24 protein-coding genes are annotated in these 25,472 nt (G+C 69.2%); 13 read left to right on the top strand and 11 right to left on the bottom strand.

The window, feature by feature from the left end; all coding sequences use genetic code 11:
* Positions 1-2: 2 nt before the first annotated feature.
* From ACFYM6_RS30310 to ACFYM6_RS30300, 3 genes are read left to right on the top strand one after another with little or no spacing between them, the layout of a single operon-like run.
* Positions 3-1,214, top strand: a complete 1,212-nt coding sequence (locus tag ACFYM6_RS30310; RefSeq protein WP_387280884.1) for a hypothetical protein — start codon at positions 3-5, stop codon at positions 1,212-1,214.
* A complete protein-coding gene (locus tag ACFYM6_RS30305; protein WP_387280883.1) occupies positions 1,211-2,209 on the top strand; it encodes a Gfo/Idh/MocA family protein in 999 nt (332 codons plus the stop codon). Before ACFYM6_RS30310 ends, ACFYM6_RS30305 begins: the two co-directional genes overlap by 4 nt.
* Positions 2,209-3,237 carry a Gfo/Idh/MocA family protein gene (locus ACFYM6_RS30300; RefSeq protein WP_387280882.1) on the top strand — a complete coding sequence of 343 codons (1,029 nt, stop codon included), beginning with the start codon at positions 2,209-2,211 and terminating at the stop codon, positions 3,235-3,237. The genes ACFYM6_RS30305 and ACFYM6_RS30300 overlap by 1 nt, the downstream gene beginning before the upstream one ends.
* Positions 3,238-3,255: 18 nt before the next feature.
* On the opposite strand, the gene ACFYM6_RS30295 is transcribed toward ACFYM6_RS30300, so the two are convergent.
* Complete coding sequence (locus ACFYM6_RS30295; RefSeq protein WP_387280881.1) at positions 3,256-3,606, bottom strand: Rieske (2Fe-2S) protein; 351 nt, start codon at positions 3,604-3,606, stop codon at positions 3,256-3,258.
* Between the two features lie 105 nt (positions 3,607-3,711).
* Between ACFYM6_RS30295 and ACFYM6_RS30290 the strand changes: the two genes are divergently transcribed.
* A complete protein-coding gene (locus ACFYM6_RS30290) occupies positions 3,712-4,860 on the top strand; it encodes an amidohydrolase family protein (RefSeq protein ID WP_387280880.1) in 1,149 nt (382 codons plus the stop codon).
* A 122-nt stretch (positions 4,861-4,982) separates the two neighbouring features.
* Here the strand turns inward: ACFYM6_RS30290 and ACFYM6_RS30285 are convergent, their stop codons facing one another.
* The 3 genes from ACFYM6_RS30285 to ACFYM6_RS30275 form a co-directional block, all read right to left on the bottom strand.
* A complete protein-coding gene (locus ACFYM6_RS30285) occupies positions 4,983-6,143 on the bottom strand; it encodes an endo-1,4-beta-xylanase (RefSeq protein ID WP_387280879.1) in 1,161 nt (386 codons plus the stop codon).
* Between the two features lie 499 nt (positions 6,144-6,642).
* Positions 6,643-8,232 (bottom strand): beta-1,3-glucanase family protein, encoded by a 1,590-nt coding sequence (locus tag ACFYM6_RS30280; RefSeq protein ID WP_387280878.1) that lies wholly within the window; start codon positions 8,230-8,232, stop codon positions 6,643-6,645.
* Positions 8,233-8,429: 197 nt separating this feature from the next.
* Positions 8,430-9,962, bottom strand: a complete 1,533-nt coding sequence (locus ACFYM6_RS30275; protein ID WP_387280877.1) for a ricin-type beta-trefoil lectin domain protein — start codon at positions 9,960-9,962, stop codon at positions 8,430-8,432.
* A gap of 302 nt (positions 9,963-10,264) precedes the next feature.
* Here ACFYM6_RS30275 and ACFYM6_RS30270 point away from each other — a divergent pair, with 302 nt between their 5' ends.
* Together ACFYM6_RS30270 and ACFYM6_RS30265 are read left to right on the top strand one after the other, a co-directional pair.
* Positions 10,265-11,053: a class I SAM-dependent methyltransferase gene (locus ACFYM6_RS30270; protein WP_387280876.1), complete on the top strand. Its 789-nt coding sequence runs from the start codon at positions 10,265-10,267 to the stop codon at positions 11,051-11,053.
* A 369-nt stretch (positions 11,054-11,422) separates the two neighbouring features.
* Positions 11,423-12,097, top strand: coding sequence for a hypothetical protein (locus ACFYM6_RS30265; protein WP_387280875.1), 675 nt, complete (start codon positions 11,423-11,425; stop codon positions 12,095-12,097).
* A 184-nt stretch (positions 12,098-12,281) separates the two neighbouring features.
* Here ACFYM6_RS30265 and ACFYM6_RS30260 read toward each other — a convergent pair whose 3' ends face one another.
* Positions 12,282-12,923, bottom strand: a complete 642-nt coding sequence (locus ACFYM6_RS30260) for a DUF7003 family protein (RefSeq protein WP_387280874.1) — start codon at positions 12,921-12,923, stop codon at positions 12,282-12,284.
* A 100-nt stretch (positions 12,924-13,023) separates the two neighbouring features.
* Positions 13,024-13,815: an aminoglycoside adenylyltransferase domain-containing protein gene (locus ACFYM6_RS30255; protein ID WP_387280873.1), complete on the bottom strand. Its 792-nt coding sequence runs from the start codon at positions 13,813-13,815 to the stop codon at positions 13,024-13,026.
* A gap of 527 nt (positions 13,816-14,342) precedes the next feature.
* Between ACFYM6_RS30255 and ACFYM6_RS30250 the strand changes: the two genes are divergently transcribed.
* The 3 genes from ACFYM6_RS30250 (at position 14,343) to ACFYM6_RS30240 (ending at position 16,323) form a co-directional block, all read left to right on the top strand.
* Positions 14,343-15,113: an SDR family NAD(P)-dependent oxidoreductase gene (locus ACFYM6_RS30250; protein ID WP_387280872.1), complete on the top strand. Its 771-nt coding sequence runs from the start codon at positions 14,343-14,345 to the stop codon at positions 15,111-15,113.
* A gap of 81 nt (positions 15,114-15,194) precedes the next feature.
* Positions 15,195-15,512, top strand: a complete 318-nt coding sequence (gene sugE / locus ACFYM6_RS30245; RefSeq protein WP_387280871.1) for a quaternary ammonium compound efflux SMR transporter SugE — start codon at positions 15,195-15,197, stop codon at positions 15,510-15,512.
* A 145-nt stretch (positions 15,513-15,657) separates the two neighbouring features.
* The gene (locus ACFYM6_RS30240) at positions 15,658-16,323 is read left to right on the top strand and encodes a TetR/AcrR family transcriptional regulator (RefSeq protein WP_387280870.1); all 666 of its coding nucleotides are present in this window, start codon (positions 15,658-15,660) and stop codon (positions 16,321-16,323) included.
* Positions 16,324-16,492: 169 nt separating this feature from the next.
* Here the strand turns inward: ACFYM6_RS30240 and ACFYM6_RS30235 are convergent, their stop codons facing one another.
* From ACFYM6_RS30235 to ACFYM6_RS30220, 4 genes are all read right to left on the bottom strand, one after another.
* Positions 16,493-16,918, bottom strand: coding sequence for a universal stress protein (locus ACFYM6_RS30235; protein ID WP_387280869.1), 426 nt, complete (start codon positions 16,916-16,918; stop codon positions 16,493-16,495).
* A complete protein-coding gene (locus tag ACFYM6_RS30230) occupies positions 16,908-18,458 on the bottom strand; it encodes a tripartite tricarboxylate transporter permease (protein ID WP_387280868.1) in 1,551 nt (516 codons plus the stop codon). The genes ACFYM6_RS30235 and ACFYM6_RS30230 overlap by 11 nt, the downstream gene beginning before the upstream one ends.
* Positions 18,455-18,970, bottom strand: a complete 516-nt coding sequence (locus ACFYM6_RS30225) for a tripartite tricarboxylate transporter TctB family protein (RefSeq protein ID WP_387280867.1) — start codon at positions 18,968-18,970, stop codon at positions 18,455-18,457. The genes ACFYM6_RS30230 and ACFYM6_RS30225 overlap by 4 nt, the downstream gene beginning before the upstream one ends.
* Positions 18,971-19,041: 71 nt before the next feature.
* Positions 19,042-20,052, bottom strand: coding sequence for a Bug family tripartite tricarboxylate transporter substrate binding protein (locus ACFYM6_RS30220; RefSeq protein WP_387280866.1), 1,011 nt, complete (start codon positions 20,050-20,052; stop codon positions 19,042-19,044).
* Between the two features lie 198 nt (positions 20,053-20,250).
* Between ACFYM6_RS30220 and ACFYM6_RS30215 the strand changes: the two genes are divergently transcribed.
* The 3 genes from ACFYM6_RS30215 to ACFYM6_RS30205 are packed head-to-tail and all read left to right on the top strand — an operon-like array spanning position 20,251 to position 23,089.
* Entirely contained in the window at positions 20,251-21,021 is a 771-nt protein-coding gene (locus ACFYM6_RS30215; RefSeq protein WP_387280865.1) for an IclR family transcriptional regulator, read from the top strand.
* Positions 21,018-22,226: a CaiB/BaiF CoA transferase family protein gene (locus ACFYM6_RS30210; protein WP_387280864.1), complete on the top strand. Its 1,209-nt coding sequence runs from the start codon at positions 21,018-21,020 to the stop codon at positions 22,224-22,226. The genes ACFYM6_RS30215 and ACFYM6_RS30210 overlap by 4 nt, the downstream gene beginning before the upstream one ends.
* Positions 22,223-23,089 carry a citryl-CoA lyase gene (locus ACFYM6_RS30205; protein ID WP_387280863.1) on the top strand — a complete coding sequence of 289 codons (867 nt, stop codon included), beginning with the start codon at positions 22,223-22,225 and terminating at the stop codon, positions 23,087-23,089. The genes ACFYM6_RS30210 and ACFYM6_RS30205 overlap by 4 nt, the downstream gene beginning before the upstream one ends.
* Before the next feature lie 408 nt (positions 23,090-23,497).
* On the opposite strand, the gene ACFYM6_RS30200 is transcribed toward ACFYM6_RS30205, so the two are convergent.
* Entirely contained in the window at positions 23,498-23,767 is a 270-nt protein-coding gene (locus ACFYM6_RS30200; RefSeq protein ID WP_387280862.1) for an FIMAH domain-containing protein, read from the bottom strand.
* An 878-nt stretch (positions 23,768-24,645) separates the two neighbouring features.
* Here ACFYM6_RS30200 and ACFYM6_RS30195 point away from each other — a divergent pair.
* Positions 24,646-25,464 (top strand): basic amino acid ABC transporter substrate-binding protein, encoded by an 819-nt coding sequence (locus ACFYM6_RS30195; RefSeq protein ID WP_387280861.1) that lies wholly within the window; start codon positions 24,646-24,648, stop codon positions 25,462-25,464.
* Positions 25,465-25,472 lie beyond the last annotated feature (8 nt).

Here is a 25,472-nt window from a genome sequence, read left to right as displayed (position 1 = left end):
TCGTGGCGACGGCGAATCCGGGGGGAGCCCGGGACGTGCTCACCCGGCTGCTCGAAGCCGGAAACGGCGTGCTCAGGTGTGAGCCGACTTGGGTCGCGCGCGACTTCCTGCCGCCGGGCCGGCGGCTGGGCCTTCCCGAGAACGCCTACGACGTCGGGGAGCGTGGCGCGATCTGCGAGCGGTGGCTCGCCTCAACGACGAAGGCGGACAACCGCGTCGGTCCCGAGGACGAGGGGCTCAGCCACGTCGTGGGGGAGCACGGTGAGCGGCTCCTGCTGCGCGACGCCGTGGCCGCCGACCCGGCGGCGATCCTGGGCGCGGCCTACGCCGCCTCACACCCCGCGGGACTGGGGCGGCTGGCGAAAATCTTCGACTACGCCTACCGGCTGCCCTACCACATCCATCCGCCCCAGGAGTTCGCGTCGCTGGTCGGCCGCAACGCCAAGGACGAGTCCTACCATTTCCTGCCGGGTGTCGACCCGGGCGCGCACCCGGAGACGTTCTTCGGCGTGCACCCGTGGATCGCGCAGGAGTCAGCGCACGAGGCGCTGCTGCCCTACCTCGCCGACTGGAACAGCGACCTGATCCTTCGGCATGCCCGCGCGGAGCTGCAGGTCGCCGGCGAGGGATTCCATGTGCCGTCCGGTGTGCTGCACGCCCCCGGCACGGCTCTCACCCTCGAGTTGCAGGAGGACTCCGACGTCCTGTCGATGTTCCAGGCGTTGAACGCCGGCCGGATCATCTCCAAAGACCTGCTGTTCAAGGACGTCCGTCCGCGGGACCGCGAGAAGCACGGCGAGCGGTTCCCGCTCGGCTTCGTGGACTGGGAGGTGAACGGCGACCCATGGTTCTACGAGAACCGCCACCTGAGCCCGCAGCCCGTCGTCGGCGCCGACGGCGATGGCGAGGAGACCTGGGTCTTCTACAACACCAGCAAGTACGCCGGGAAGCGTCTCGTCGTCCCGCCGGGCGGCGTCCACCGGCTGCGCGAGCCCGGCGTCTACAGCGTCTTCGCCTGGACCGGTGACGGCAAGCTCGCCGGGCACGAGGTGCGCGGCGGCGAGCCGGGCCGGGACGAACTAGTGGTCACCCACCACGCAGCGACCCGCGAGCACAAGGTCGCCAACACCGGAAGCGAGGACCTCGTGGTGTTCCTGTTCTTCGGGCCCGACCTCCACACCGAGGCGCCGTCCATCGCGGACCGTGCGCGGTGACCGGCGAGCTAACGGTCGGCCTGCTCGGGGCCGGCATGATCGCCGACGTCCACGCGCACGCCTACCGCGACTCCCCGGGCGTCCGGCTGGCCGCGGTTGCCGACCCGGTGCCGGGCAAGGCCGAGCGGATCGCCGACCGGCACGGCGCGAAAGTCGTGCCGGACCTCTACGCGCTGCTCGACCTCGGCGTCGACGTCGTCGACATCTGCACGCCGCCGACCGCCCATGCCGACGCCACGATCGCCGCCCTTCAGGCCGGCCGGCACGTGCTGTGCGAGAAGCCGATCACGCGCACCATGCACGAGGCGCGCCGCGTCCTTGCCGCCGCCGAGGCCGCGCCCGGCCTGCTCTCGATCGGGCAGGTGGCACGCTACGGCCCGGACCACCGGCTCGCCCGCGACCTGGCGGCATCGGGCGAAATCGGGCTCGTACGAATGCTCAGCCACTCGACGACGACGTCGCTACCGGGGTGGAGCGAGGGGGGATGGCTCGCCGACCCCGCGACATCCGGTGGGCCGCTGCTCGACCAGGCCGTGCACAGTTTCGACTACGCCCGATGGGTTATCAGCAGTCCCGCCGTACGCGTGCACTGCATGGCGGCCGACAGCGGCGCCGGCGCGCTGACCTACGCCCTGACGACGGTCCGCTACGAGAACGGCGCCATCGCGCACATCGAGTGCAGCTGGGCCCACCCGGCCTCGCGCGGCTTCAAGCTCCGGGCGGAGATCACCGGCACCGAGGGCCGGCTGTCGTGGGACTACGACCACATGATGGGCGGCGTACTGCACGCCCACGAGGGTGACACGGAGTGGTGGGACGTGCTCGGCGACCGCGAGTTCACCCACGAGCTGAGCGCATTCTTCCAGGCGTGCCGCGACGGCGGACCCCCGCCGGTACCCGCCGTCGAGGCGGTCGAGTCGCTGCGCACGGCGCTCGCCGCCCTCGAATCGGCCCGCACCGGCCAGACGATCGACCTGAACACGTGGGAGGTTTGATGAGCCGCAAGCCGGTCGGCGTCGCGATCCTCGGCGCCGCGCACATGGGCCACGCGTGGGCCTACTCGCGGGCGCTCACCGAGTCGCCGAACGCCTGCGTCGTGGGCCTGTACGACCCCGAGCCCGAGCACACCCGCTGGATCCACCAGGATTTCGGCGTACCACTCACCGGCGACGCCGAGGCGCTGCTGGCCTCGCCCGAGGTGGACGCCGTGCTGGTGTGCAGCGCCAACGACGAGCACCGCGTCCACGTCGAGCTCGCCGCCGCCCATGGCAAGCACGTCCTGTGCGAGAAACCGATCGCCACGACGGTCGAGGACGGCGAGGCGATGGTCGCCGCCTGCGCGGCCGCGGGCGTGCAGCTGCACCTGCCGTTCGTGTCCCGCTTCCTGCCCATGGTCGAGCGGGCGCGTGCGGCGGTCCGCGACGGCCGGTTGGGCGATCTGATCGGCCTGGTCGGTGGCAACCGCGGCCGCCCGCCGCTGCCCCCGGCGTACCCCGGCTGGATCACCGACCCGGTGGCCGCCGGCGGAGGTGCACTCATCGACCACTCCGTCCACGTCACCGACGTGATGCGGCACGTCAGCGGGCTCGAGGTGACCGAGGTGTCGGCCGAGGCCGGGTCGCTGCTCTGGAACCTCGACGTCGAGGACGTCGCGGTGGTCTCGTTGCGCATGGAGAACGGCGCGGTCGGCAGCATCGACCCGAGCTGGTCGGTGCCGGCGAACCACCCGCACGACTACGATTTCTACCTCCGCCTGGTCGGCACCGAGGGCTCGCTGGAGATCACCGACGGGGCCGAGGCGCTGAACGTCATCAGCGCGCGCGAGGGCGGTCCCCGGGGCCTGCGCCAGGCGTCGTTCGCCGAGGACGCCGATCGGGCGATGATCGAGGCGTTCCTCGCGTCGGTGCGCGCAGGCGTGATTGAGGACCCGTGTGCGACGGGGCAGGACGGCGTGCGCGCCCTGGAGGTCGCGCTGGCGGGCTACCGTTCCTCGAATCTGGGGCAGGTCGTCAAGCTCCGATAGCCCGGTGCCCGGTGATGCTTACGCGTGCAGCACGACCTCGCCGTCCAGCTGGGTGACCCGGTAGGTCTTGAGTCCGAAGCGCTTCGGCTCCAGGAGCGATCGGCCGCTCTCGAGGTCGAACTCCCAGCCGTGCCAGGGGCAGCGGATCACCCGGCCGGCCCTGCCGTAGACGTACTCGTGCGGCTCGGAGGCGACGAAGGTACCGCTCAGCGAGCCCGCGCACATCGACGCACCCATGTGCGGGCACCTGTCGATGATCGCGAAGAACTCCTCGCCGATGCTGATGACGCCGACCGGCCGCCCGTTCACCTCGACGATCCTGCACCCGTCCCGGCGCACCTCCTCGACGCTTCCGACCCGAACTTCCATGCGGCCCACCCACTGATTCGGCTATCGCCATGCCAATCGATTTGCTATGCATAACTTTGGCGGCTTTGAGCCATCTCCGCAACGACTGTCCGGACAGGAGTTCCCATGGCCGACCTGCTCGACCAGCCCATCGCAGAGGCGGCCGCACCGAGCCCCTACCGACTCGTCGACTGCGACGTCCACCCGATCACCAAGAGTGGCCTCGGGGAGCTCCGGCCGTTCCTGTCCCAGGCCGCGCAGCGTCGCCTGGGCCTCGACGAGCGCCGTAACCTCACCACGATCGGGCACCGCGAGGCGGTGTCGATCCCGCGGAACATGCTCTACCTCAACCCGGCCGGGGTGCTCCGCGACGACGCCCGCGCGCCGGACGGGTCCGCGCCGGGCGCCGACCCGGCCTTCACGGCGCAACAGCTGCTCGACGGCAACGGCATCGACCGTGCGGTGCTCATCGGCGGCGAGGTGCTCGGGCTCGGGGCCATGCCCGACCCGGATGCTGCAGCTATGATCGCCTCGGCGTACAACCAGTGGCTGGCCACGACCTGGTTCGATGCCGACGACCGGTACCGCGGCTACATCGTGGTCGGTGCGCAGGACCCGGTGCTGGCGGCCCAGGAGATCCGGCGCGCGGCCGAGGACGAGCGCTTCGTCGGCGTGCTGCTGCCGCTCACCGGCATCCTGATGGGGCTGCGGCACTATTACCCGATCTACGATGCCGCGAACGAGGTGGGCATTCCGGTCGCCGTCCACCCCAACTCGGGCGAAGGCATCTTCCGCACCTCGCCGCCGATGGCAGGCGGGACGCCGACGTACTACGTCGAGTGGCACAGCGGGCTCAGCCAGGTGTTCCAGGCGAACGTGATCAGCCTCGTCTGCCACGGGGTCTTCGAGCGCTTCCCGAACCTCAAGGTGATCCTCACCGAGGGCGGGCTGGGCTGGATCCCCGACGTGATGTGGCGGCTCGACAAGAACGTCAAGGGCCTGCGCGACGAGGTGCCGTGGGTGAGACGACTGCCCAGCGAGTACGTCGTGGATCACGTCCGGTTCACGACGCAGCCACTCCCTGAGCCGAAGCGCCGTCACCACCTGCACGTGCTCTGCGAGATCGCTCGCGCGGACCGTACCCTGATGTTCAGCTCCGACTACCCGCACTGGGACTTCGACGACCCGAGGCACGCCCTGGCGTCGCTGCCGCCGGCGATCAGGCAGCGGGTGAGCAGCGACAACGCCGTGGAGACGTACGGCGACCGACTGTGATGATCCGCGTCGATCCGGTGGCGCGTGAGGAGCCCTCCGGGTGGCCACCGCTATTTGGGAGCCGGCTCTGACCGGCGCCTTTGCGCCGGTCAGAGCCTGGGAGTGCACCCTGCCGAATCCGATCAGAGTGGTTTGCGTGCCGGAGCGTTCTGGAAGGCCTGCAGGATCGCGGTGTAGGCCGGCTTCGGCTGGAGGTTCTCGTCGAAGGGCAGCGGCCGGCGCGCGGCTCCATCCTTGCGCGGGAAGTCCTCCTGCAACCACGTGTAGCGGTCGCTCAGCCCGAAGTTGAGCACGACCTTAACCGCGGGCTCCTGGAGGGCCACGGACAGATATTGCGAGTACACGTCCGCCACGCCCGCGTCGCGGCTGGGGATGTCGGCGTTCAGGCCGTCGTCCTGAACATCCATCTCGGTGATGAAGATGGACAGCCCCCGCGCCGCGACGTCCGACAGGAAGGTCCGGTAGGCCGCCCTATCGAATTGCCGGCTGAAGCCGTTCGCATTCAGGTGTGCCTGGATCCCCAGCGCGTGCACCGGGACGTTCTTGCTCTGCAGATAGTCGATGGCCTTGAGTATCGACGTCCGCCGAGCCGCCGCGTTCGACCCGGTCTCGAATCCGAACTCGTTGATAAGGAGCAGAGCGTTCGGGTCACACTGGTGGGCGAGGTTGAACGCCTCCTCGACGAAGGTCGGCCCGATCGTCTGGTACCAGGGCTCGACCGTCCAGAACCCGTTGGCGTCCTTGCGCCGCCCGTCGGTCACCTCATTGGCCACCACCCAGGCCATCACCTGGCCGGCATAGTGCGTGACCTCCTGCTGAATCGTCCCGAACAGAAGGTCGCGCGCATCCTGGGTGCTGAGGTTGTAAAGGGCGTCCGGGTCCCACCCGTCACCCAGTCCCTCGTCCCAGACCAGGTGCGCCGCGAGCACCGGCTGAGCGTTGCCGGCGGCGAACGACACGATCTGGTCGCCGTAGCTGAAGTCCAGGGGCGAGCTCTGCGTCGGCTTGAGTCGATACCACAGCAGGTCGTCCTCGGTGAGCAGCATCCCACTCTCGCGCGCATACAGCGCCGCGAAGTCGGGGTCCGGCTGCACCTGCCACGTCGCGGTCGAGGAGCCGTACCGGATCCCCTTGGCCAGCGCTGCCTGATACAGATTGCCTGTCGGTGCCGCCCAAGCCGCTCTCATGTTCATGAACTGCGACGCACCACCACCCAGCAGCACCGCGGCTCCCATGCCGCCGACGAGGAACGACCTCCGACGGAGACCTCTCTGACCTGCCATCGCATTCTCCTTCACCGAGTTGTTCGAAGAACTGCGCCTGAGGTGCTGTGACAGCGGTCAGGCGACCAATGGCACAGCGCTGGCCGCCCGTGGTGAGCCGATCCATTTCCACTTTGCAAATCGATTTACATACATATACACCCGTCGACCACCTCGTGGGAAGGCCCAAGAGTGAGCCGACCGTGAGTCGGTCGCCGGCAGTGGAGCCCAGCAGAGTGGTCACTAGGGCACCATGGCTGCGCCAGGCACCAGGACGTGCTTGGTGGTGACTCGGCGGGAGTCGAGGTGACGGCCTGGAGTGGTCGCCGCATGACGGCCACGGGTCAGGCCGGTTGGAGGAACTCCAGCAGTTGGCTCGTGAGTTCGGCGGGGCGTTCCTCGAAGATCCAATGGCCACGGTCCTGCGCGCCAAGACACGGCAGCGGAGCGCAAGGCCGCCCGGGTAGGCCGGGTCCCTACCGGACCCGGCCGGCCGTCGGCGGTGGTGGCCGCTCCGTCGTCAGCCCTTGTGCCACTTCTGGTTGGCCGTGCCCGCGCAGTCCCAGATCTGGAGCTTCGCGCCGTCGCTGCCGTTCCAGTCCTTGATGTCGACACACTTGTTGGCCTGGAGGTTGACCAGGTCCCCGGCCGCGTTGAGGGTGAACTGCTGGGCGCCGGTGCCGTTGCAGGTGTAGAGCTGAACGACCGCGCCGTTGGCGGTGGACCCGGCGTCGACGTCCATGCACTTGTTGTTCTGGCTCTGCAGGGCCGTGCCGGTGAACGTCCACTTCTGCGCGTTGGTGCCGTTGCAGGGCCACATCTGCAGCTGGGCGCGGTCGACGAAGTTCGAACTCGGCACGTCGATGCACTTGTTGTTCCAGTTGCTCACCACGGCCACCCCGGCGCCGGGGCTGCCACCGCCGCCGCCGAACGGGCTCAGGATCAGCCCGGCCGCGCGCGGGTCGCCGTCGTGGACCAGGGACTCGAAGCCGCCGACGTCGTCGAAGGCGAACGCGTACGCCTTGCCGTCGGCCATGTTGGCGTGGATCAGCCGGGCGTACTGGTTGGTCGGGTTGCTCCGGTAGAAGTCGGCGGCGTTGGTGCTGGGCTGGGTGTCGATCGTGCCGAGCGTGCCCCGGTTCAGCGCGGCGCAGAGCGTACGCGAGATCGGCCCGACCACCTGGTCGTTCGGCGCGGGCAGGTCGCCGTCACAGCCCCAGACGCTCGCCGAGGAGGGCCGGTTGAAGGAGGCGACCACCTGACCGCTGCCGTTGGTGAAGGTCATGGTGCTGCCCGAGGTCCGCCCGTAGTACCGGATGCTTGGCTGGTCGGCGAACGGCACCACGGTCAGCGTCTTCGTGGTGTACGCGTTCCACGCGGCGGCGATATAGGAGTCCAGGTAGGTGGCGCTGAGCAGGCCGGCGCCGGCGGCCTTGCCGGGGGCCAGGACGCGGAGCACGGTCCCGTCCGACCGGGTGTGCACGGTGTTGGCCCAGCCCGGCTGGGCCCGGATCCCGTCGACGACGGCGGTGCGCCCGTTGGCCACCAGGTCGCCGGTCCGCTTGGTGACACCGGTGGCGCCGGTCACGGTCACCGCGTGCGGCACCGCGAACATGTCCACCTGGGAGCTGTTCAGCCACAGCCCGGCGTCGTTGTAGGTGAATTCGCTCCAGTCGAAGAGGATGTCCCGGTTGGCGTCGCCGGCCGCCCACGGGGCGGGTTGCACCAGCCCGTCCGGCGTGAGGAAGAACTTCAGCTTCTGCCCGAGCGCGAAGTAGACCCGCCCGGAGAAGCCGCGCGGCAACTGGATCGTGGTGCTGCCGCCGGTGCCGGCGCCCGGGATGGAGGCGTCTGGCGCGGGTGACGGCGGGATCTGCCCGCCGGTCCAGGGGACGAAGGTGCCGCCGGAGGTGACGTAGCCGAGCCGGCCGGTGGCCAATTGGGTGCCGATGACGTACAGGTAGACCGGGTCCGCGCGGCCGGTGGTGTTGGTGACGGTGACGGGCAGCAGCGCCGGACCGACCGCGCGGGCCGGGGTGGCGGCGACGGTGCCTGCGACGCCGACGAACAGGGCGGACGCGACGGCGAGCAGCTTTCTTCGGAGACGCATTGATACCACCTCCGGGGAACGGGACGGGAGAGAGCGCTTGGAGTGATCGGCTCGGGTGGTTGCAGGTGGGGTGTGTGGGCTTCGGGCATCGCCGATCGCGGCAGCCGGCGTGGTTCCGCTCGCCTGTGGAGGCCGGCGGGCACGATCGCGGTTGGCCCGGCGGCGAGCGCCGCCGGGGTCCGGTCCGCGACCCGGCCTCAGCCGGTGCGCCACTTCTGGTTGGCCGTGCCCGCGCAGTCCCAGAGTTGCAGGCGGGCGCCGTCGGAGTTGTTCCAGTCCTTGATGTCGACGCACTTGTTGGCCGGTGGATTGACCAGGTCTCCGGCGGCGGAGAGCACGAACTGCTGGGCTCCGCTGCCGTTGCACCAGGCGATCTGGATGACCGCGCCGTTGTCCCGGGAGCCCCAGGCGACGTCCATGCACAGGTTGTTCTGAGTACGCAGCGTGCCGCCGGTGAAGGTCCAGCTCTGCGCCAGGGTGCCGTTGCAGGTCCAGGTTTGCAGCGGTACGCCGTCGGAGAAGTTGGAGAACGGCACGTCGATGCAACGGTTGTTCCAGTTGCTGGTGATCCGCGTCCCGCCGCCGGTCGTGGTCAGCGACAGTCCGTAGACGCCGAGGATCTCGTTGACCGGCTGGAACCACATGGTGCTGCCGTTCGTGCAGTTGCCGGTGCCACCGGAGGTGACGCCCTGGGCCTGGTCGCCGGAGAGCCAGGACCCGCCGGAGTCGCCAGGTTCGGCGCAGGCGTTGCTGCGGGTCAACCCGTAGACCGCGCCCTGCGCGTAGTTGACGGTCTCGTCCCGGCCGAGGATCGTGCCGCAACGCCAGCCGGTGGTCCGGCCCGAGCGGCACACCGAGCTGCCGATCACCGCGTCACGCGAGCCGGCCACGGGCGCGTTGCCGCCGGCGTAGTTGTTGACCCACGGTCGCGGGGTCCAGTTGCTGTTCGTGCGTACCCACGCGTAGTCGTTGCCGGGGAAGGACGAGCCGGCGAAGGTGCCCTGGGCCACGTTGTTGTAGCCGAGGGTGGAACTGCCCGCGCCGCCGCAGTGTCCGGCGGTGACGAATCCGCCCGCGACGGCGAAGCCCACCGAGCAGAGCACGTTTCCGTTGATCACGAACTGGTCGCCGCCGCGGATGTCGTACACGGGTCGGGGCACGTTCGCCTCGGCCACGTAGCGGACCAGGGCGCGGGGTGCTCCGCTGGCCGTCACGAAGGACGCGGCCGCCGCCGTGTGGCCCGGCTCGACCAGCACGACGACGGAGTTGCCGACGGTGTCGGCGTACCAGCCACGTACGACGGTGGCCGGCCGGTGGCGCGCCGCGTACCGGTCGAGGGTGGCCCGGGCGGCGACGAGTGTGGTCAGGCTGTGGCTGACCAGCCGGGGCTCGGCGCCTTCGGCGCGGACGGTGGCGGCGGCCGCCGGGTCGGTGACCGCGACGGTCAGCCGGCGGCCGTCGGTCAGCCAGGCACCGGCGTACCGCGCGCCCAGCCGGGCCCGCAGCCGCCGGTCGATCACCGTCGCCCCGGCCTCGACCCGGAGCCGGGCGGCCACCTCACGGTCGGTGAGCCCGAGATCCCGGCGCATGGCCTCGGCCATGCCGGGGGTGAGACCGGTCGCGTCGGCGGCGCCGGCGGTGCGTGGTGGTTGCGCCGCCGCGGCGGTGGGTGGGGCGGTCAGGCCGGCGGCGAGGATCCCGGTGGCGAGCAGCCCGAGGAGCTTGTTCATCGATCTCCTTCCGGCCGGGCCCGAGGGGTGCGGGACCGGCATGAGACGGGAAGAGAGCGCTCTCTCATAGAAGAGTGCCTATTGGTTAACTTTCTTGTCAAGTCACGTCGAGCGTGCCGGGCGGGACCGGCACGCCCGCCCGGCACGCCGCCGGCCACTGCGCTACTGCTTGAGAACAACCTCATGGCTGCAGCTCCCCCAACCAAGGACCTCGCCGTGGCGTTGCGCAAGCAGCAACACGTTGACGATGCCCTGAGCAGAATCGCTCGCTTCCCGATCTGTGCTGCCGGCAGCATGTCGAAATGAGAGCGAGCTTCAGCGGTGAGGTGGCGACGTACTACGCGAGGCACCGACGCGGTTACCCGCCCGAGGTGCTCGACGCCCTCGTCGAAGCGTTCGGCCTCGGCGCCGGGGACACAGTGGTCGACCTCGGCTGCGGCACCGGCCAGTTGAGCCTCCCGCTCGCCGCCCGGGTCGGGGCCGTCATCGGCGTGGACCCGGAGCCGGACATGCTGGCATTGGCCCGCCAGGGCGCACTCGACGCTGCAAGAGCCAACGCCACGTGGCTGCTCGGCGCTGACAGCGACCTGCCCGCGCTGGGCCGGCTGCTCGGCGACCGGGCGATCGGCGCGCTGACCGTCGCTGTCGCTATCCACTTCATGGACCGCGACGCGCTGTTCAGGGCCGTCCGGCCGTTGCTGCGTCCAGGCGGTGGCGTCGCCGTGGTCACTAACGGAGCGCCGCTGTGGCTGCAGGACGCCGAGTGGTCCGGGGCACTGCGCGAATGCCTGGAACGGCTGCTCGGGCACCCGGTCACAGCGACGTGCCAAACCGACGAGGCCGGCCGCCTACGCAACCAGAATGCCCTCGTTCGCGCCGGCTACCGATACGCGGAGTCGTCGGTGCAGTACGACGCTCCGCTCACCATCGACGACATGGTTGGCGGCGTCTTCTCCGCCGTGTCGGCCGACCGGCTGCCCTCAATGCAGGGCCGAGCCACGTTTACCGCCGAGGTCCGCGACGCCCTCGGAGGGCGCGACAAGGTCACCGAGCGGATCCGCGTCTGGCTGCAGTTCGGCACGCCCGATTGAAAGCTGCACCTCTCCCAACTACAGCCTTCCCACCTCCACGGCCTTCGTCGGCCGCCGGGCAGTCACACACCCGGCGGCGTTCCACTCGTCCAAGAGCCGCACCAGCCAGGTTGAAAACAGCTCACTGCCCTCACTGCCCTCACCAACGGAGGTCATCGTGGCAATACCGGTTGACGCAGGCCGTCCAGGTGACATCTGGAGACTTCACGCCGACGACCGGCCTGTGCGGATCGTTATGATGCCTCGGCTGCGAGCTCCATGCCTCACAGCACGAGCATGCGCGCTGGCCGCTGGCGAGCGATGAGCCGCGGCGGACGACGGAACGCAGCCCACGGCCTGCGCGGCGTGCCGGGCGCTAACCTGCCGTGCGTGGACTACCGCGTCGGGGACGTGCTGCGTATCTCCTGCCCGTTCACGCCAACGGTCGTCGCGAGCGTCGACGAGGCGTACGTCAGCGTTCGCTGGCCCTGGTGGGAGATCGACCCGGACGCGGAGGGCGTGTGCTGGAACGGCGAGGTGGCCCTGGGCCACGCCGATCCGGACGAGCTGTACGTCATCGACCCGCCCGCCGCCCACCTCGCACCTGGTGAGGCCTGCCGGGTTGGTATCCCGGCGCGGATCATCCACATCATCGAGGTTCACGAGTACAGTCCGCCGCAGGAGACGGGCTGGCTGCCCCGCCCGAGCCTGAGTCTGGTTGTCCTGCGCGCCGGTGAGGCCCCGGATGCGGCATCGGAGTTCCAAGGCACGAGCATCGAGCCCGGCGGCGGTGTCACGCTCGAACTGGTCTTCCGGCCGTACGCCTTCCTGGAGATCGGCGACGACGTTGCCGACGCCGATGGTCGTGCGTGGCACTTCGACGGTCCATGGACCTGTGCCGCTTACGACGGCGCGGCGGGCGTGCCGGTCTGGCCCCTGACCCTCCTGGCCGGTCAAGCGGATCCGGAGGCCGTCACGGCCGCGACCGCTACCGGATCACACGAAGCCGAAGTCAGCCGCTGGCGCCGAGCGGCCGGCTTGCACGACGTGGCTCAGACCCGCTGAACAGGCCACGGTGTCCCGAGCTACCAGCGACCGCCCTGGTATCCGGATCTGCCGCGTTGCGCCTCGGTCGGCACGGTACGAGCCCAGTAGTACTCAACGGACCGGATCCGAGGGGCGCGGAGGATGGCGAATAGGCGCGCGGTGCGCTCCACTGCTACGAGGTGGACTGCCTGGTCTCGCCCGGCTACAGACTTCCCGAGTCCGGCCAGTTGGACCAGTGGGTGTTGGACGGCAGGCTGGGCGCGTACCGCCTGAGGTCGCCGGTCGTCAGGACATCGGCGATCTGGCGGAAGGCCTCAGACTCGCTGGGTCGTAGCCCGCCAGCCAGATCGGGGTGGTTCCACTGGTCCAGTCGCAGCACCTCGGGTATGTCGACCCGGATCCGGCGCCGCAGTTCCTCCTCGTCGGCCAGGAGGAGTTCGCGATGGCGCGGAACGAGCCGGCGGAGCACGTCGACCATGTCCTCGCCTGGTTTGGCGGCAACAGCGATCTTCTGGCCACGAATCACTACCGGTCCTCCCCGGTAGGTCTCGGGCTCGTCGAGGTCCTCTATCTCGTCCCAGTTGTCGACCCGATCGAGGAAGTCACTGTTGTCCAAGCCAGGTTCGCCGCTGGTCAAGCAGTTGCCGAACACATGGAGCACGTCGATGAGGTTGCCGGCCCGTGGCGAGTAGCCGACCGTCTCGATGATGAGGGCCCACTGCCCACCGTCGCGATACCCATGGAGCCGAGCATCGACAGCGTAGTAGTAGCCGTGGCCAAGGTCCGGAAACAGGAACTCCTCGGCTGCGGCGTCGAGCTGTTCGAGGATCTCGGCCGAGCGCACAGCCGAGCAGTGTAGCCCGCCACGCCGGCGACCCGGAACGTCCGTATCTGCCGCCGACCGAGCGTCACTGCCGAGAACTGTAAAGCCCGTTGACCGGCAGTCATCGGCTGTGGCCGGAGTGTGTGGTGCGTTCTGAGGCCAGGATGGTGGCGCTGAGTTCGTTCACGAATGCCCGGACGTCGTCGGCGCTGCCGTGGTCGGTGTCTTGGCCGGAGTTATACCACCAGTCGCGTGCCCAGATGATGAGGTGTGCCCATCGGGGGCGGGCGGTGATGGTCTGGTCGGCGGCCTGTCGTTTGGACAGTTGCCGGCCGTGCTGGAGGCGTTGGAAGGCTCGGCAGATGGTGAGCACCGCGTAGGACTGGGCTCCGGGGGTGGTCATGTGGATTACCCAGGTCGGCCAGTCGCGGACGTGGTCGAGCAGAGCCGAGCGGAGGAGGGTGGGGTCGACGGCGGGTAGCAGTGTGTCGGCTGGGGGTCCCAGCATTCTGCGGCCGTGGTCGTGGACGGCGGACCAGGTCACGATGCGGTGGGTGGTGGCGGGTAACAGGTGCAGCAATTCGCCGGGGCTGACCCGGGCGATGACATGGTCCCGGTCGATGCGGCCGTGCGCTGCGTCGCGCGCGGCAGCCAGTGATACGTATTCCACCTCGATCCTGCCGGCCCACTGCGGGTGCTGCCGGTCAAGGTCCGTGTGCAGTGCGGCGAGCACGGCGAGGAGGTTCTCGTCCGGGTCGCTGTCGAGTACCGCGAGCAGATCAAGGTCACTGCGGTCCGGGGCGAAGTCGCCGGCTATCAGCGAGCCGTGCAGGTACAGGCCCAGAAGCTTGTCGGCCAGCGCAGGACTCCACGCGTCACGAAGATCGGATAGAACCATCGCGGGTGGTGCCATCAGGTCATCCTGCGCTGCCGCCCGCCAGCCCGCCACCGAGTAAACGCGGGTAGTCGGTGACACGACCCGCACCGGCCAACAACGCAATTACCCGGAGTAGCAGGGGCCAGCCGACCAGACGGGGAGGCGCAGGCACGCGCACCTGCCGACGTAAGGGCATCGGTGCCGAAGGCGCAGATCCGTGACACGTTGTAGGGGGCACAAACGGTCACGGGCGTTCTGCTATGACCTTGCCCACCAGGAGTTTGCTGACCGTGATCTTCGTCCTTCCAACGTGCGGCTATGACCCGGCGGTGGGCCAAAACTGCGGGGCGGGGGACTTCGGCGAGGAGCCGAGATGAGGGCGCCTCGCGGTTCGGGTGTCGGGAGTCCGCAGGGGTCGGCTACGGGGCGGGGTGCCGCTACCCGCCACTAGTGGAGCGGTCCATGCCGATTGCAGCCGAGCGGTACGGCGTTGGGACGGTGCGACCGTCGGCCTTCAGCCCCCTTCCCCATGGACCGAGAATACTGTATCGTTCGATACAGAAATGTTGAGCGAGCGAGAGGGGAGGGCTCAGGTGACGCATCTGGCCGGCAAGGTCGCCCTGGTGACCGGGGGAAGCCGGGGCATCGGAGCAGCGATCGCGGCCCGCTTGGCGCAGGACGGCGCCGACGTGGCGCTGACCTACCTGAGCGCCGGTGAGAAGGCCAAGGCCGTCGTCGCCGCGATCGAGGAGGACGGCCGCAGGGCATTCGCCGTCCAAGCCGACAGTGGGGACGGCGCGGCGGTCGTGGCGGCGGTCGAGCGCGTGGTCGCCGAGTTCGGCCGGCTCGACATCCTGGTCAACAACGCCGGCGTCTTCCCGTACGCGTCGATCGAGGACGTGTCGACCGAGGAGGTCGACCGGACCCTGGCGGTGCATGTGCGCGGTGTCTACCTGGCCACCCAGGCGGCGGTGCGGCGGATGGGCGACGGCGGTCGGGTCATCAGCATCGGTAGCTGCTTCGCCGAACGTGTCCCGTACGCCGGGGTCAGCCTGTACGCCATGAGCAAGAGTGCGCTGATCGGCATGACCCGGGGCCTGGCCCGCGACCTCGGCCCGCGTGGCATCACCGTCAACGTGGTGCACCCGGGCTCGACCGACACGGACATGAACCCGGCCAGCGGCGACGGTGCCGACCACGAACGCAGCTTCATCGCCCTGGGGCACTACGCCGAGCCTGCGGACGTCGCGGCCACGGTGAGCCACCTCGCCGGCCCGGGCGGCCGGTACATCACGGGCACCTCGATCGCTGTAGACGGCGGATTTGCCGCCTGAGTCCGTCGTTCACGGCCGCCGACCACGGGTGCCGATCCGGCACCAGTGGTTGGCGGCCGCCGACTCCGAAGGGAACAGCCCGTGGCCTGGATCATTCTCATCGCCGCCGGCCTGCTCGAGGTGGTGTGGGCGACCGCGCTCAAACACACCGAGGGGTTCACCCGCTTCTGGCCTTCGGCGCTGGCCGTCTCCACCGCCGTGCTGAGTTTCGTGCTGCTGTCATGGGCCATGAAGAACCTGCCCGTCGGGACCGCGTACGCGGTGTGGGTGGGCATCGGTGCCGTCGGCGTGGCCGTCGCCGGTATCGTCGCCCTGGGCGAAAGCGCCTCACCGCAGCGGTTCGCTTTCCTCGCCCTGATCCTCGTCGGGATCATCGGACTCAAGGCCGTGGAGGGCTGAACCGTTCAGCGGGACCCCGGCCCCGCCGCCTGCCGGCCTTGATTGCCAGACTCCTCCGCGGCAGCCGGGCAAGAACGACCGACCCGCGGTTCGCCGGATCGGGGAATCCTGTCAGAGTGAAGCGATTACCCGGGTTCACCGGTGCATGGTCAAGTGGTTCGGAGCCAGGAAAGGAACGCAGACAGTGGGTACGCGAGGACGGCCACGTACCTTCGACCGAACCGCTGCCCTCGACCGGGCCATGCAGGTTTTCTGGGAACGCGGCTACGAAGGTACCTCCCTCACGGACCTGACCACGGCCATGGGCATCGCGTCTCCCAGTCTGTACGCCGCATTCGGAAACAAGGAGGCACTGTTCCGGGAGGCGGTCGCCCACTACAACGCCACCCATGGCGCCGTGCCGCAACGCACGCTCGAGCAGGCACCGACCGCCCGGGCGGCAATCGAAGCGCTGCTCCAGCACAACGCGTACGCCTACGTGGAGCCCGGGCATCCGACCGGCTGCCTCGTCCTGTTGGCGGCGACGACCGGGGCGGTCGAGAACGACCACATCCGGCAGTTCATGACGGCATGCCGGACGGAGGACCTGGCCACCCTGCAGCGGCGCATCGAGCGCGGGGTGGCCGAGGGCGACGTGCCGCCCGACACGGATTCCGCCGCCCTGGCCCGTTTCATCACAGCGGTGCTCCAAGGCATGTCCGCGCAGGCCCGCGACGGGGCCGACCAGACCGCGCTGAGCGACGTCGTCGCATACGCGATGGCCGCGTGGGACGCTGTGACAGGTAGGCCGATCGGCGCCGCCGACAGTTGAGCTACGCCGGCACCGGACACGGTCAGCGTGTGGAAGCCAGGCATATCCACCGAGTGCGCATCCGCCGGGTCGGGTTTGCGGCCGTCGCCGGTGGCGAACACCCGCACCTGCGCCGACAGCTTCGCCGGCACGTCCACCACCGTCTCACCGTCGTGGACCAGGCGGTGAGCTAGGGCTTGACGCCCAGTACCGGGCACGGCGCATCGAGCAGGATCTGCTGGGCGGTGCTGCCGAGCAGGAGCTTGCCGACCGGGGTCCGGTGCCGGAGCCCGATGACGACTAGTGCCGCATTCGTCTCTTCTACGGCCCGCAACAGTTCCTCTGAGGGTTCTCCCCGGCCCACCTCCTGTACCACCCGATGCTGGATGCCCGACTCGGCGAGCAGCCGTTGGAGTTCGTTGAGGTGCTGGCGGCTGGCCAGGTTGCGGTCGACGTAGGCGTCGCCGCGGCTGACGTTCACGACATACAGGGAGGCGCCTCGCAGGCGAGCCTCGTCCACGGCGGCGCGAACTGCTGCCTCGCCGGCTGGAGTGGGTGTGTAGCCGACGACGATCGTGGTGTCCGGAGCCGGCGTGGCCGTCCTCTCAGTCCTCATCGGCGAAGGCCAGCTTGCTCGTGCCCTCGACGGGTCGACCGCGCAGTCGGGCCACCACCTTGGGCGCGTAGGGGAGCAGCAGCGCCAGTAGGGCGAGCGCCAGGATGGCGACGGTGAGCGGCCGGTGCAGGAATACGGTCAGGTCGCCGTTGCCGATGCTCAGCGCCCGGCGGAACTGGTCTTCGAGTTCCGGCCCGAGGATGGCACCCAGGATCGTGGGTGCGATCGGGAAGTCGAATTGGCGCATGAGGAAGCCGACGATGCCGATGGCGTAGGCGATCAGGATGTCGGTGATCGCGCCGGAGACGGAGTAGATCCCGAGCGTGGCGAACACCAGGATGCCGGCGTAGAGCAGCGGCCGTGGGATCTCCAGCACTTTTACCCAGAGCCGGATGAGCGGGAGGTTCAGCGCGAGCAGCATCACGTTGCCGAGGAACAGCGATGCGATGAGCGCCCAAACCAGGTCCGGGGACTTGTCGAACAGTTGCGGTCCCGGCTGCAGGTTGAAGATCTTGAACGCTGCCAACATCACCGCAGCCGTCGCGGAGGTCGGCAGGCCCAGCGTCAGCAGCGGCACCAGTACGCCGGAGAACGAAGCGTTGTTGGCGGCCTCCGGCCCGGCGACGCCTTCGATGGCGCCCTTGCCGAACTCCTTGCGGCCGCGGGACCGTTGTTTCTCGTAGGAGTACGACAGGAAGGTCGGCAGTTCGGCGCCTCCGGAGGGCAGCACACCGAACGGGAAGCCGAAGGCGGTGCCCCGCAGCCAGGGCGCCCAGGAGCGGTGCCACTGGTTGCGGCTGAGCCACATGAATCCGCCGGATGCGGGCTCGAGCGGGGTCACCGAGCCCGGCCGGGTGCGGCCCTTGACCAGGACGTACAGCGTCTCGCCGATCGCGAAGAGGCCGATGATGAGCAGCACTGAGTCGATCCCGTTGAACAGCATCGGGCTGTCGAAGGTGAATCGGGGCTCGCCGGAGACGCCGTCGAGGCCGATGAAGCCGATCGAGATACCGAGCAGCAGGGACGCCAGTCCACGTACCAGCGAGCGGCCGACCAGGGAGGTCACCGTGACCAACGCCAGGATCATGAGCGCGAAGTAGTCGGTGGCGCGGAACGAGATGGCGATGCCGGCCACCGGCTTGGCGACGAGAGCGAGCAGGACGGTCGAGATCAGTGCCGCCGCGAAGGAGCCGATCGCCGCGGTTGCGAGTGCGGCGCGGGCCTGCCCGCGTTTGGCCATCTCGTGGCCCTCGATGGCGGTCGCGACGGACGCCGACTCCCCAGGCGTGTTGAGCAGGATCGACGTGGTGGACCCGCCGTACATGGCGCCGTAGTAGATGCCGGCGAACATGATGAACGCGGGGATCGGGTCGTCGAAGTTGTAGGTGACCGGTAGCAGGAGAGCGATGGTCACCGCCGGGCCGATCCCGGGCAGCACGCCGACCAGCGTGCCGAGTGTCACCCCGATCACCGCGAACAGCAGGTTCTCCGGCGACAGGACCGTCCCGAATCCCCCGAGCAGTTCAGCGAAGGAGCTCACAGGCCCAAAACCCCTTCCGGGAGATGCACGCCGAGGGCGCGCGTGAAGGTGAGATACACGAGCAGTGACAGCGCGACCGCGACGATCAGGTCACGGAACCATTGGCGGGAGCCCATGGCCCGGGACGCGCCCAGGAAGAACAGGCTGGTGGCGATCACGTAGCCGAGCGGGTCCAGCAGGTAGGCGTAGATCACGAGCAACACCACCAAGGCGGCCGCGCCCAGCATGTGGGTGAACCGCTCGGCCGGCAGGTTGTCGGCACGCCTGACAAGCCGTGAGACCTGCTGCACCAGGTAGATGAGCGCCAGCACCGTCCACAGCGACGCGACTACGAAGGGCATGAATCGCGGACCGCTGGGCTCGAAGCCGCCTCCCTTGATGTTGAAGGTCTGCGTGAGCATGAGCACGCCGAGGGCCAGCATGACCACTCCCACCAGGAGCGGACCGACCGGTGAGCGCCCGGCCGCGCTGTGCTCCTCGGCACCCGGCTGGTCGGGCTCCGCTTCGTGCACCGCGATCTCCGGGTCCCGTACGGCGGAGTCCCCGCGGCCAGGGGCTCCGCCGTGCGTCGGGTTCGGGTGACTCACAGCCCGAGGTCCTTGTACAGCTGCTCGACGCGCTTTGTCTCGCCCTCGATGTACTGCTGTGCCTCGGCACCGGTTTTGTAGAAGTCGTCCCAGCCGTTGGTCTTGAGTACGTCCTTCCACTCCTGGGTTTCGTGCAGCTTGTCCACGAGGTCGGTGACCGCCTGCTTGTCCTTGTCGGAGAGGCCCGGTGCGGCGACCACGGCGCGCCAGTTGCTGAAGTCGACGTCGTAGCCGGCGTCTTTGAGGGTGGGGGCCGGCTTGCCCGCGACCTCCTGCGGCGTTGCGGTGCTGATGGCCAGCAGGCGCATCTTTCCGGACTCGATCTGGCTCTCGAACTCGCTGACGCCCGAGACCCCGACGCCCACGTCGCCGGACAGGATGCCCGCGGTGGCCTCACCGCCGCCTGAGTATCCGACGTACTTGAGCTTGCTCGGATCGGTGCCGGCGGCCTTCAGCAGCTGGCCGGTGACGAGGTGGTCGGAGCCGCCGGCGCTGCCGCCGCCGAAAGTGACCGACGAGGGGTCCTGCTGGTAGGCGTTGACGACGTCCTGGATGGTCTTGTACTTCGAGTTCGCCGGCACGACGAAGGCCTCTGCCTCGGCGGTGAGGGTGGCGATCGGCGTGGTGTTCTTCAGGGAGACCGGCGAGTTCGCCCGGGTGAGCGCGCCGATCATGACCAGTCCGGTCATCATCAGCGCGTGCGGGTCGCCCTTCTCCTTCTGGAGCTGGGCCAGCCCGGTGGCACCACCGCCGCCCGCGACGTTGAAGACCTCGACCGGTTTGTGGGCCAGGTTCTTCTTCTGGATGACCTGCTGCATGGCCCGAGCGGTGGAGTCCCAGCCACCGCCGGCCGCCGCCGGCACCATGAAGTTGATCGTCTTGGACGGGTACTGATCCGATGACGACCCGCCGGCGTTCTGGCCACATGCCGCCAGGGCGGTGCTCAGGGCCAGACCCGCCGCGATCGCGGCAGTACGTCGAGTAGCCGGGCGCCGAACCGCACGCATGGCCTTCCTCCTCAGGGGTGATGGTGCTGGTGGGGGTGGGTGAGTGCCGTCACGCTAGCGCAAGCAAACCGCTATGTGAACCCCCCGGACCGCGTAATGGTTTGGGAGTCGAGAAGGCCGAGTCGTTGGCCGGACTTGACTCGCTCAAACCATCTGCCGGTATGGTGATACCGCCACGCGGTTGATTCAGGAGGCGTTATGGCCCGGCCCGACGAGACGGAACCGCACGACGGTGGGGTGCGCAGCATCGCCCGCGCCATCGACGTGCTGGCGCTGTTCGACACCACGCACCCGACCCGGACACTCCGGGACCTGGTGGCCGCCACCGGCCTGCCGAAGACGACCGTGGTCCGGGTCTGCGCGACCCTCGAAGCCCGTGGCCTGCTGCTCCGGCCTAGTGAGACGACCTACGCCCCAGGGCCGGCCTTCCTCAGGTGGGCGCATCTGGCAGCGTCGCTGTGGGACGTCTCGGACCACACCCGCGCGATGATGCGCGAACTCGTCGACCGGTGCGGTGAAACCGTGAACGTGTACGTCCGGCAAGGCACGGAGCGGGTCTCGATCGCGCAGGAGGAGGGTACCGCGACGGTACGAAGCGTCGTGCCACTCGGCGTACCGATGCCGTTGTCACGCGGCGCGACGGCGCGCGTGCTGCTGACCGGCGCCCCGAACGGACTGCTGGAGCGGCTCGCTGCGGCGGAAGGCCTCGACCCAGAGGCCCTCGCCCGCACGGTCGCATCGACACGCGAGACCGGGTACGCCTTCAGCCACGGCGAACGTGAACTCGGAGCTTCCGCGGTGGCCGCCCCGATCGTGGCCCACGACGGCCGGGTGCTCGCCGCCCTCTCGGTCAGCGGCCCCACCTCGCGGTTCACCGCCGACCGCATCGCGGCCTACGTTGACGCGGTGGTGACTGCCGCCCGGCGGATCAGCGACCAAGGGCTCGGCAGCGTGGAGGCATTCCTGTGACCGGCGCACCCCTGCTCTCCGGGGTCCGTGTGCTGGACCTGACCAACGTGCTGGCCGGCCCCTTCGCGGGCTACCAACTCGCCCTGCTGGGCGCCGACGTCATCAAGGTGGAGGTGCCGGGCACCGGTGACCTGGCCCGCCAGTTGGGCGCCGACGCCGAGCTGTCGAGGCAGGGACTCGGCATCTCGTTCCTCGCTCAGAACGCCGGGAAGCGCTCGGTCACCGTGAACCTCAAGAGCCCGGCCGGCCGGGAAGTCTTCGAACGCCTGCTGGCCGGCGCCGACGTGCTGATCGAAAACTTCCGCCCCGGCGTGCTGGAACGGCTCGGCTTCGGCTGGGAGCGGCTGCGTGAGCAATACCCGGGGCTCGTCTACTGCGCGGTGTCCGGATTCGGCTCGACCGGCCCCGACAGCCGGCGACCGGCCTACGACCAGATCATCCAGGGGCTGTCCGGCATCATGAGCGTCACCGGAACGCCGCAGACCGCGCCCCTGCGGGTCGGTTACCCGGTGTGCGACTCGATCGGGGGCCTCGCCGCCGCGTTCGCGGTGGCGGGCGCCCTGGTACGCAAGCAGCGAACCGGCCAGGGAGCCTTCCTCGATGTGAGCATGCTCGACGCCGCGTTGAGCACCATGGGCTGGGTGGTCTCCAACTACCTGATCGGTGACCGTGAACCCGAGCCGATGGGCAACGAGAACCCGACGTCGGCTCCCTCCGGGACGTTCGCCACCGCCGATGACATGCTCAACATCGCCGCGAACCGGCAGGAGCAGTTCGAGACGCTCTGCTCGGTTCTCGGCCGCGAGGAGCTGCTCGCCGACGCGCGCTTCCGTACCCGGGAGGACCGGAAGCGGCACCGGGAGACCCTGCGGGAAGAGCTGGAACTGAGCCTGCGGAAGCGTCCGGCCCGAGAGTGGGACGAGCTGCTGGCCACCGCCGGGGTGCCCGCGGCCCGGGTGGTATCGGTCCCCGACGCACTGGCATCCCACCAGGTCACTCACCGTGGGCTGGTCTCCGAGGTGCCGTCCCCCGCAACCGACGGTGGCAGCCTCAAGGTGCTCGGCCTGCCCACCCACATCGACGGATCCCCGGTGAGCGCCAGCAGCCGGCCACCGCTGCTCGGCGAACACACCGACACGGTGCTCGCCGAGCTCGGGTTCCGAGCAGCGGACATAGCCAGGCTCCGGGCGGAGGGAGCCGTATGACCGACGCACACGCGGCAGCGCGCGCCCGAGTCACCACCGCGGACGCCACCGCCTGGTGGTCAACCGCGGTCTCCGACATTGAACCGGGAGTCATCCGGCTGCGCGGCTATCCCGTCGAACAGCTGATCGGCTCGGTGTCCTTCCCCGCCATGGCCTATCTGCTGCTGCGCGGCGAGCTACCGTCCATGCCACAGGCCGAACTCCTCGAGATGGCCCTAGTCGCCGCCGTGGACCACGGCCCGCAAGCCCCCTCGATCGCGGCCGCACGAATGGCCGCCACCTGCGGGGTCGGTCTCAACGCAGCGGTGGCCACCGGCGTCAACCTGCTCGGCGATGTGCACGGCGGCGCAGGGCAGCAGTGCCTGGAACTGCTCGACGCGCTGGTCGCCCGCTCCGACGTCCCGCTCGAAGAGGCCGTCTGCGACGTCCTCGCCGACTTCCGAGCCCGCAAAGCCCACGTACCCGGATTCGGGCACCGGTTCCATCCACGTGACCCACGCCGGGATCCACTGCTCAACGCAGTAGCGGAGCGAGTCGCGGCGGGACACCTCGCGGGTAGCCACCTACGCGCCGCCCAGGAGATCGAGCGCCGGCTGAGCGAGGGCCGATCGCATCCGGTACCGATGAACATCGATGGCGCCACGGCGGTGGTCTACGGAGAACTCGGCTTCGAGCCCGAACTGGCCCGCGGCCTGTTCGTTCTCTCCCGCTCGGTGGGCATCCTCGCCCACGCATGGGAGGAGCGCGGCTCAGGGCGACGGATCAAGGGCCCGCTACCGCCGCCACTACTCGCGGACTACGACGGCCCGGCTCCCCGTGACATGCGCCCGGCCTCCGGACCTGGCGAGGATCGCAGCCAGTGAGCCGCCTACCCAACGGCTGAGAGGAGCACCCGCTGCGCCCGGCCTCCGGACCGGGCGTGGATCGCAACAGCGGAGCGTGCAGCACGAGCTGGATCGGTCCGCCCACCCAAGCCACAAGGGGGTTGGGCTCCTCGTCCGGTCCGGAGGCCGGGCGCAGCCAGCGCGACCAGGGCGAGGAGCAGCAGCCGGCCGACGATGTTGCGATCCTCGCCGGTCCGGAGGCCGGGCGAAGCGCCGGACTACCGGCCTCCAGACCGGGCGAGGATCGCAACCGCCCGACGAGCACGTCCACACCGGAGGAGAGCCAGTGCTGCCCCGGCCTGCCGCCATCGGCCAACTACCGAGCCCAGTCACACGGGGGTTCCTGCGCTGGCGGGTGGTGACCGGTCGGCTCGACCGGCCGAGCAATCAGCGGTTGGGTAGCAGCGTTGCGAGCTGCGCCAGCCCTGCGGCAAGGGTCTGGTATCCGGCGTTGGAGAGCTTGTTGTCCTCGCGCAGCTTGGCCACCTTCTTGCCAAATTCGGCGAGTTTGTCCCGCGCCTTGTCGACCTCACCATCGGCGAGCTTCTCCGCAGCGTCCCGCAGCCGCTTGGTCAGGTCCTCACCGGCATCCGGCTTCAACTGCCCGTCCTTGACGAGCCCGCGGACCGTGTTGTGCAGTCCGGCGATGACGTCCATGGGGCGCAGGCTCGGACGGGGGGTCGGACGGGGGGACGGCTTCACAGAGGGCGAAGAGGACGCGGACGCCGATGGCGCGTCGGTCACCTGCGATGCGGCTGCCTCTGGCACCGCAGCGTCAGTGGCGGCAGGAACTGCCGGTGCGGAACCGGCCCCGGCCGGCGCGGGATCGCCGCCGGAAAACACAAGGGCTACGGCGGCAAGGACGACCGCGGCCACAGCACCTGCCACCGCCGCCCACATGAACCAACGTGTCCTGTCAGGGGCACCTTCTGCCTGTCCGGCGACCGGCACCAGCGGCACCGTCGGCGAGTCCACGGCTGAGTGATAGGGGCTAGGCGTGGCAGACATGCCGGGCATCATGCCAGAGCCCGCACGGGAGCTCGAGGAGGAAGTAGCACGGGCGGCCGCTCTCGCCGCCTCGCAAGCGAGGGCTCGACGGGCAGGGTCATGATGTGGGCGCCGACGATCGGCTACCCGGACGTCCCGGGCAGATGCGGCAGCGAAGCACCAGGTGCCCGCCGCACGAGCACGGCCACCAATCGCGCACCGGCCGGGTCGCCGACCTGCCGAGCCGTACCGCTGGCTGTCATCTGTGCGACACGGAGGCGTGATCAACGAGTACTACCGGGCAGCTTGACCGCGACCGTGGACGCGCAGGTCCCCGTTCCGGAAAGAGTACGGCTCGCTACAAGCACCTTGTTGTGCCCGGTTGCTTGCCGAGTGCCGCATTTACCGGGTGTGACGGTTACAGCTTCGCTTCAACGTCCGGTGGTGATCTTGGCGCGGCCCCGTAGATCATGTACCGTCCGCTGCCACACCGTCTTTGCATCAGCCCTACTGCACGTCGCACCGGGGTCGAACGGAGGGACACTGCCGTGAAGTTCCAAAGTGTAGTCCGCAAGACTGGCCTCGTCGTGGCGATCGCCGCACTCGTGGCGAGCGCGGGATGCGCCAAGAAGGACGAGGGCGAGGTCCAGGCGAGCGGGGTCAAGCTCATCGAGAAGGGCAAGCTGACCGTCTGCACCCACCTGCCGTACGCGCCGTTCCAGTCAAAGGACGCCAGCGGAAAGGTGGTCGGATTCGACGTCGACGTCATGGACCTGGTCGCCAAGGAACTGGGCGTCGAGCAGAAGATCGTCGACACGCCGTTCGAGGGGATCAAGTCCGGCCAGGACCTCAACACCGGCAAGTGCGACGTGGCTGCCGCCGGCATGACGATCACCGAAGAGCGGCAGAAGGTGATGAACTTCTGCGACCCGTACTTCGACGCCACCCAGGCCATGCTGGTCAAGACTGGCAAGCCGTATAAGTCGCTCGACGACCTCAAGGGCAAGAAGCTTGGCATCCAGGCCGCGACCACGGGCCGCGACTACGCCAAGAAGTTCGAGCAGGAGAAGAGCCTGCAGCTTGTCGAGTTCGAGGACCTCGCCGCCCTGCAGCAGGCCCTGGCCAACGGTCAGATCGAGGCCGCTGTCAACGACCTGCCTGTCTGGACCGAGTACATCAAGGAGCACCCCGGCGGGTTCGAGGTGACGGCCGAGTTCGACACCGGCGAGCAGTACGGCTTCTCGGTGAAGAAGGACGGCAACCCGGAGCTGCTCAAGAAGATTAACGAGGTGCTCGCCAAGGCCAAGCAGGACGGCACGTATGACTCGATCTACGAGAAGTGGATCGGTAAGAAGCCGAACGCCTGATCCACCAT

The organism is Micromonospora sp. NPDC006431 (genome assembly GCF_042870725.1).
In the GTDB taxonomy this organism is placed as follows: Bacteria; Actinomycetota; Actinomycetes; order Mycobacteriales; family Micromonosporaceae; genus Micromonospora.
The sequence above is the reverse complement of the archived record's forward strand: the minus strand, read 5'-3'. Positions and strand labels throughout refer to the sequence as shown.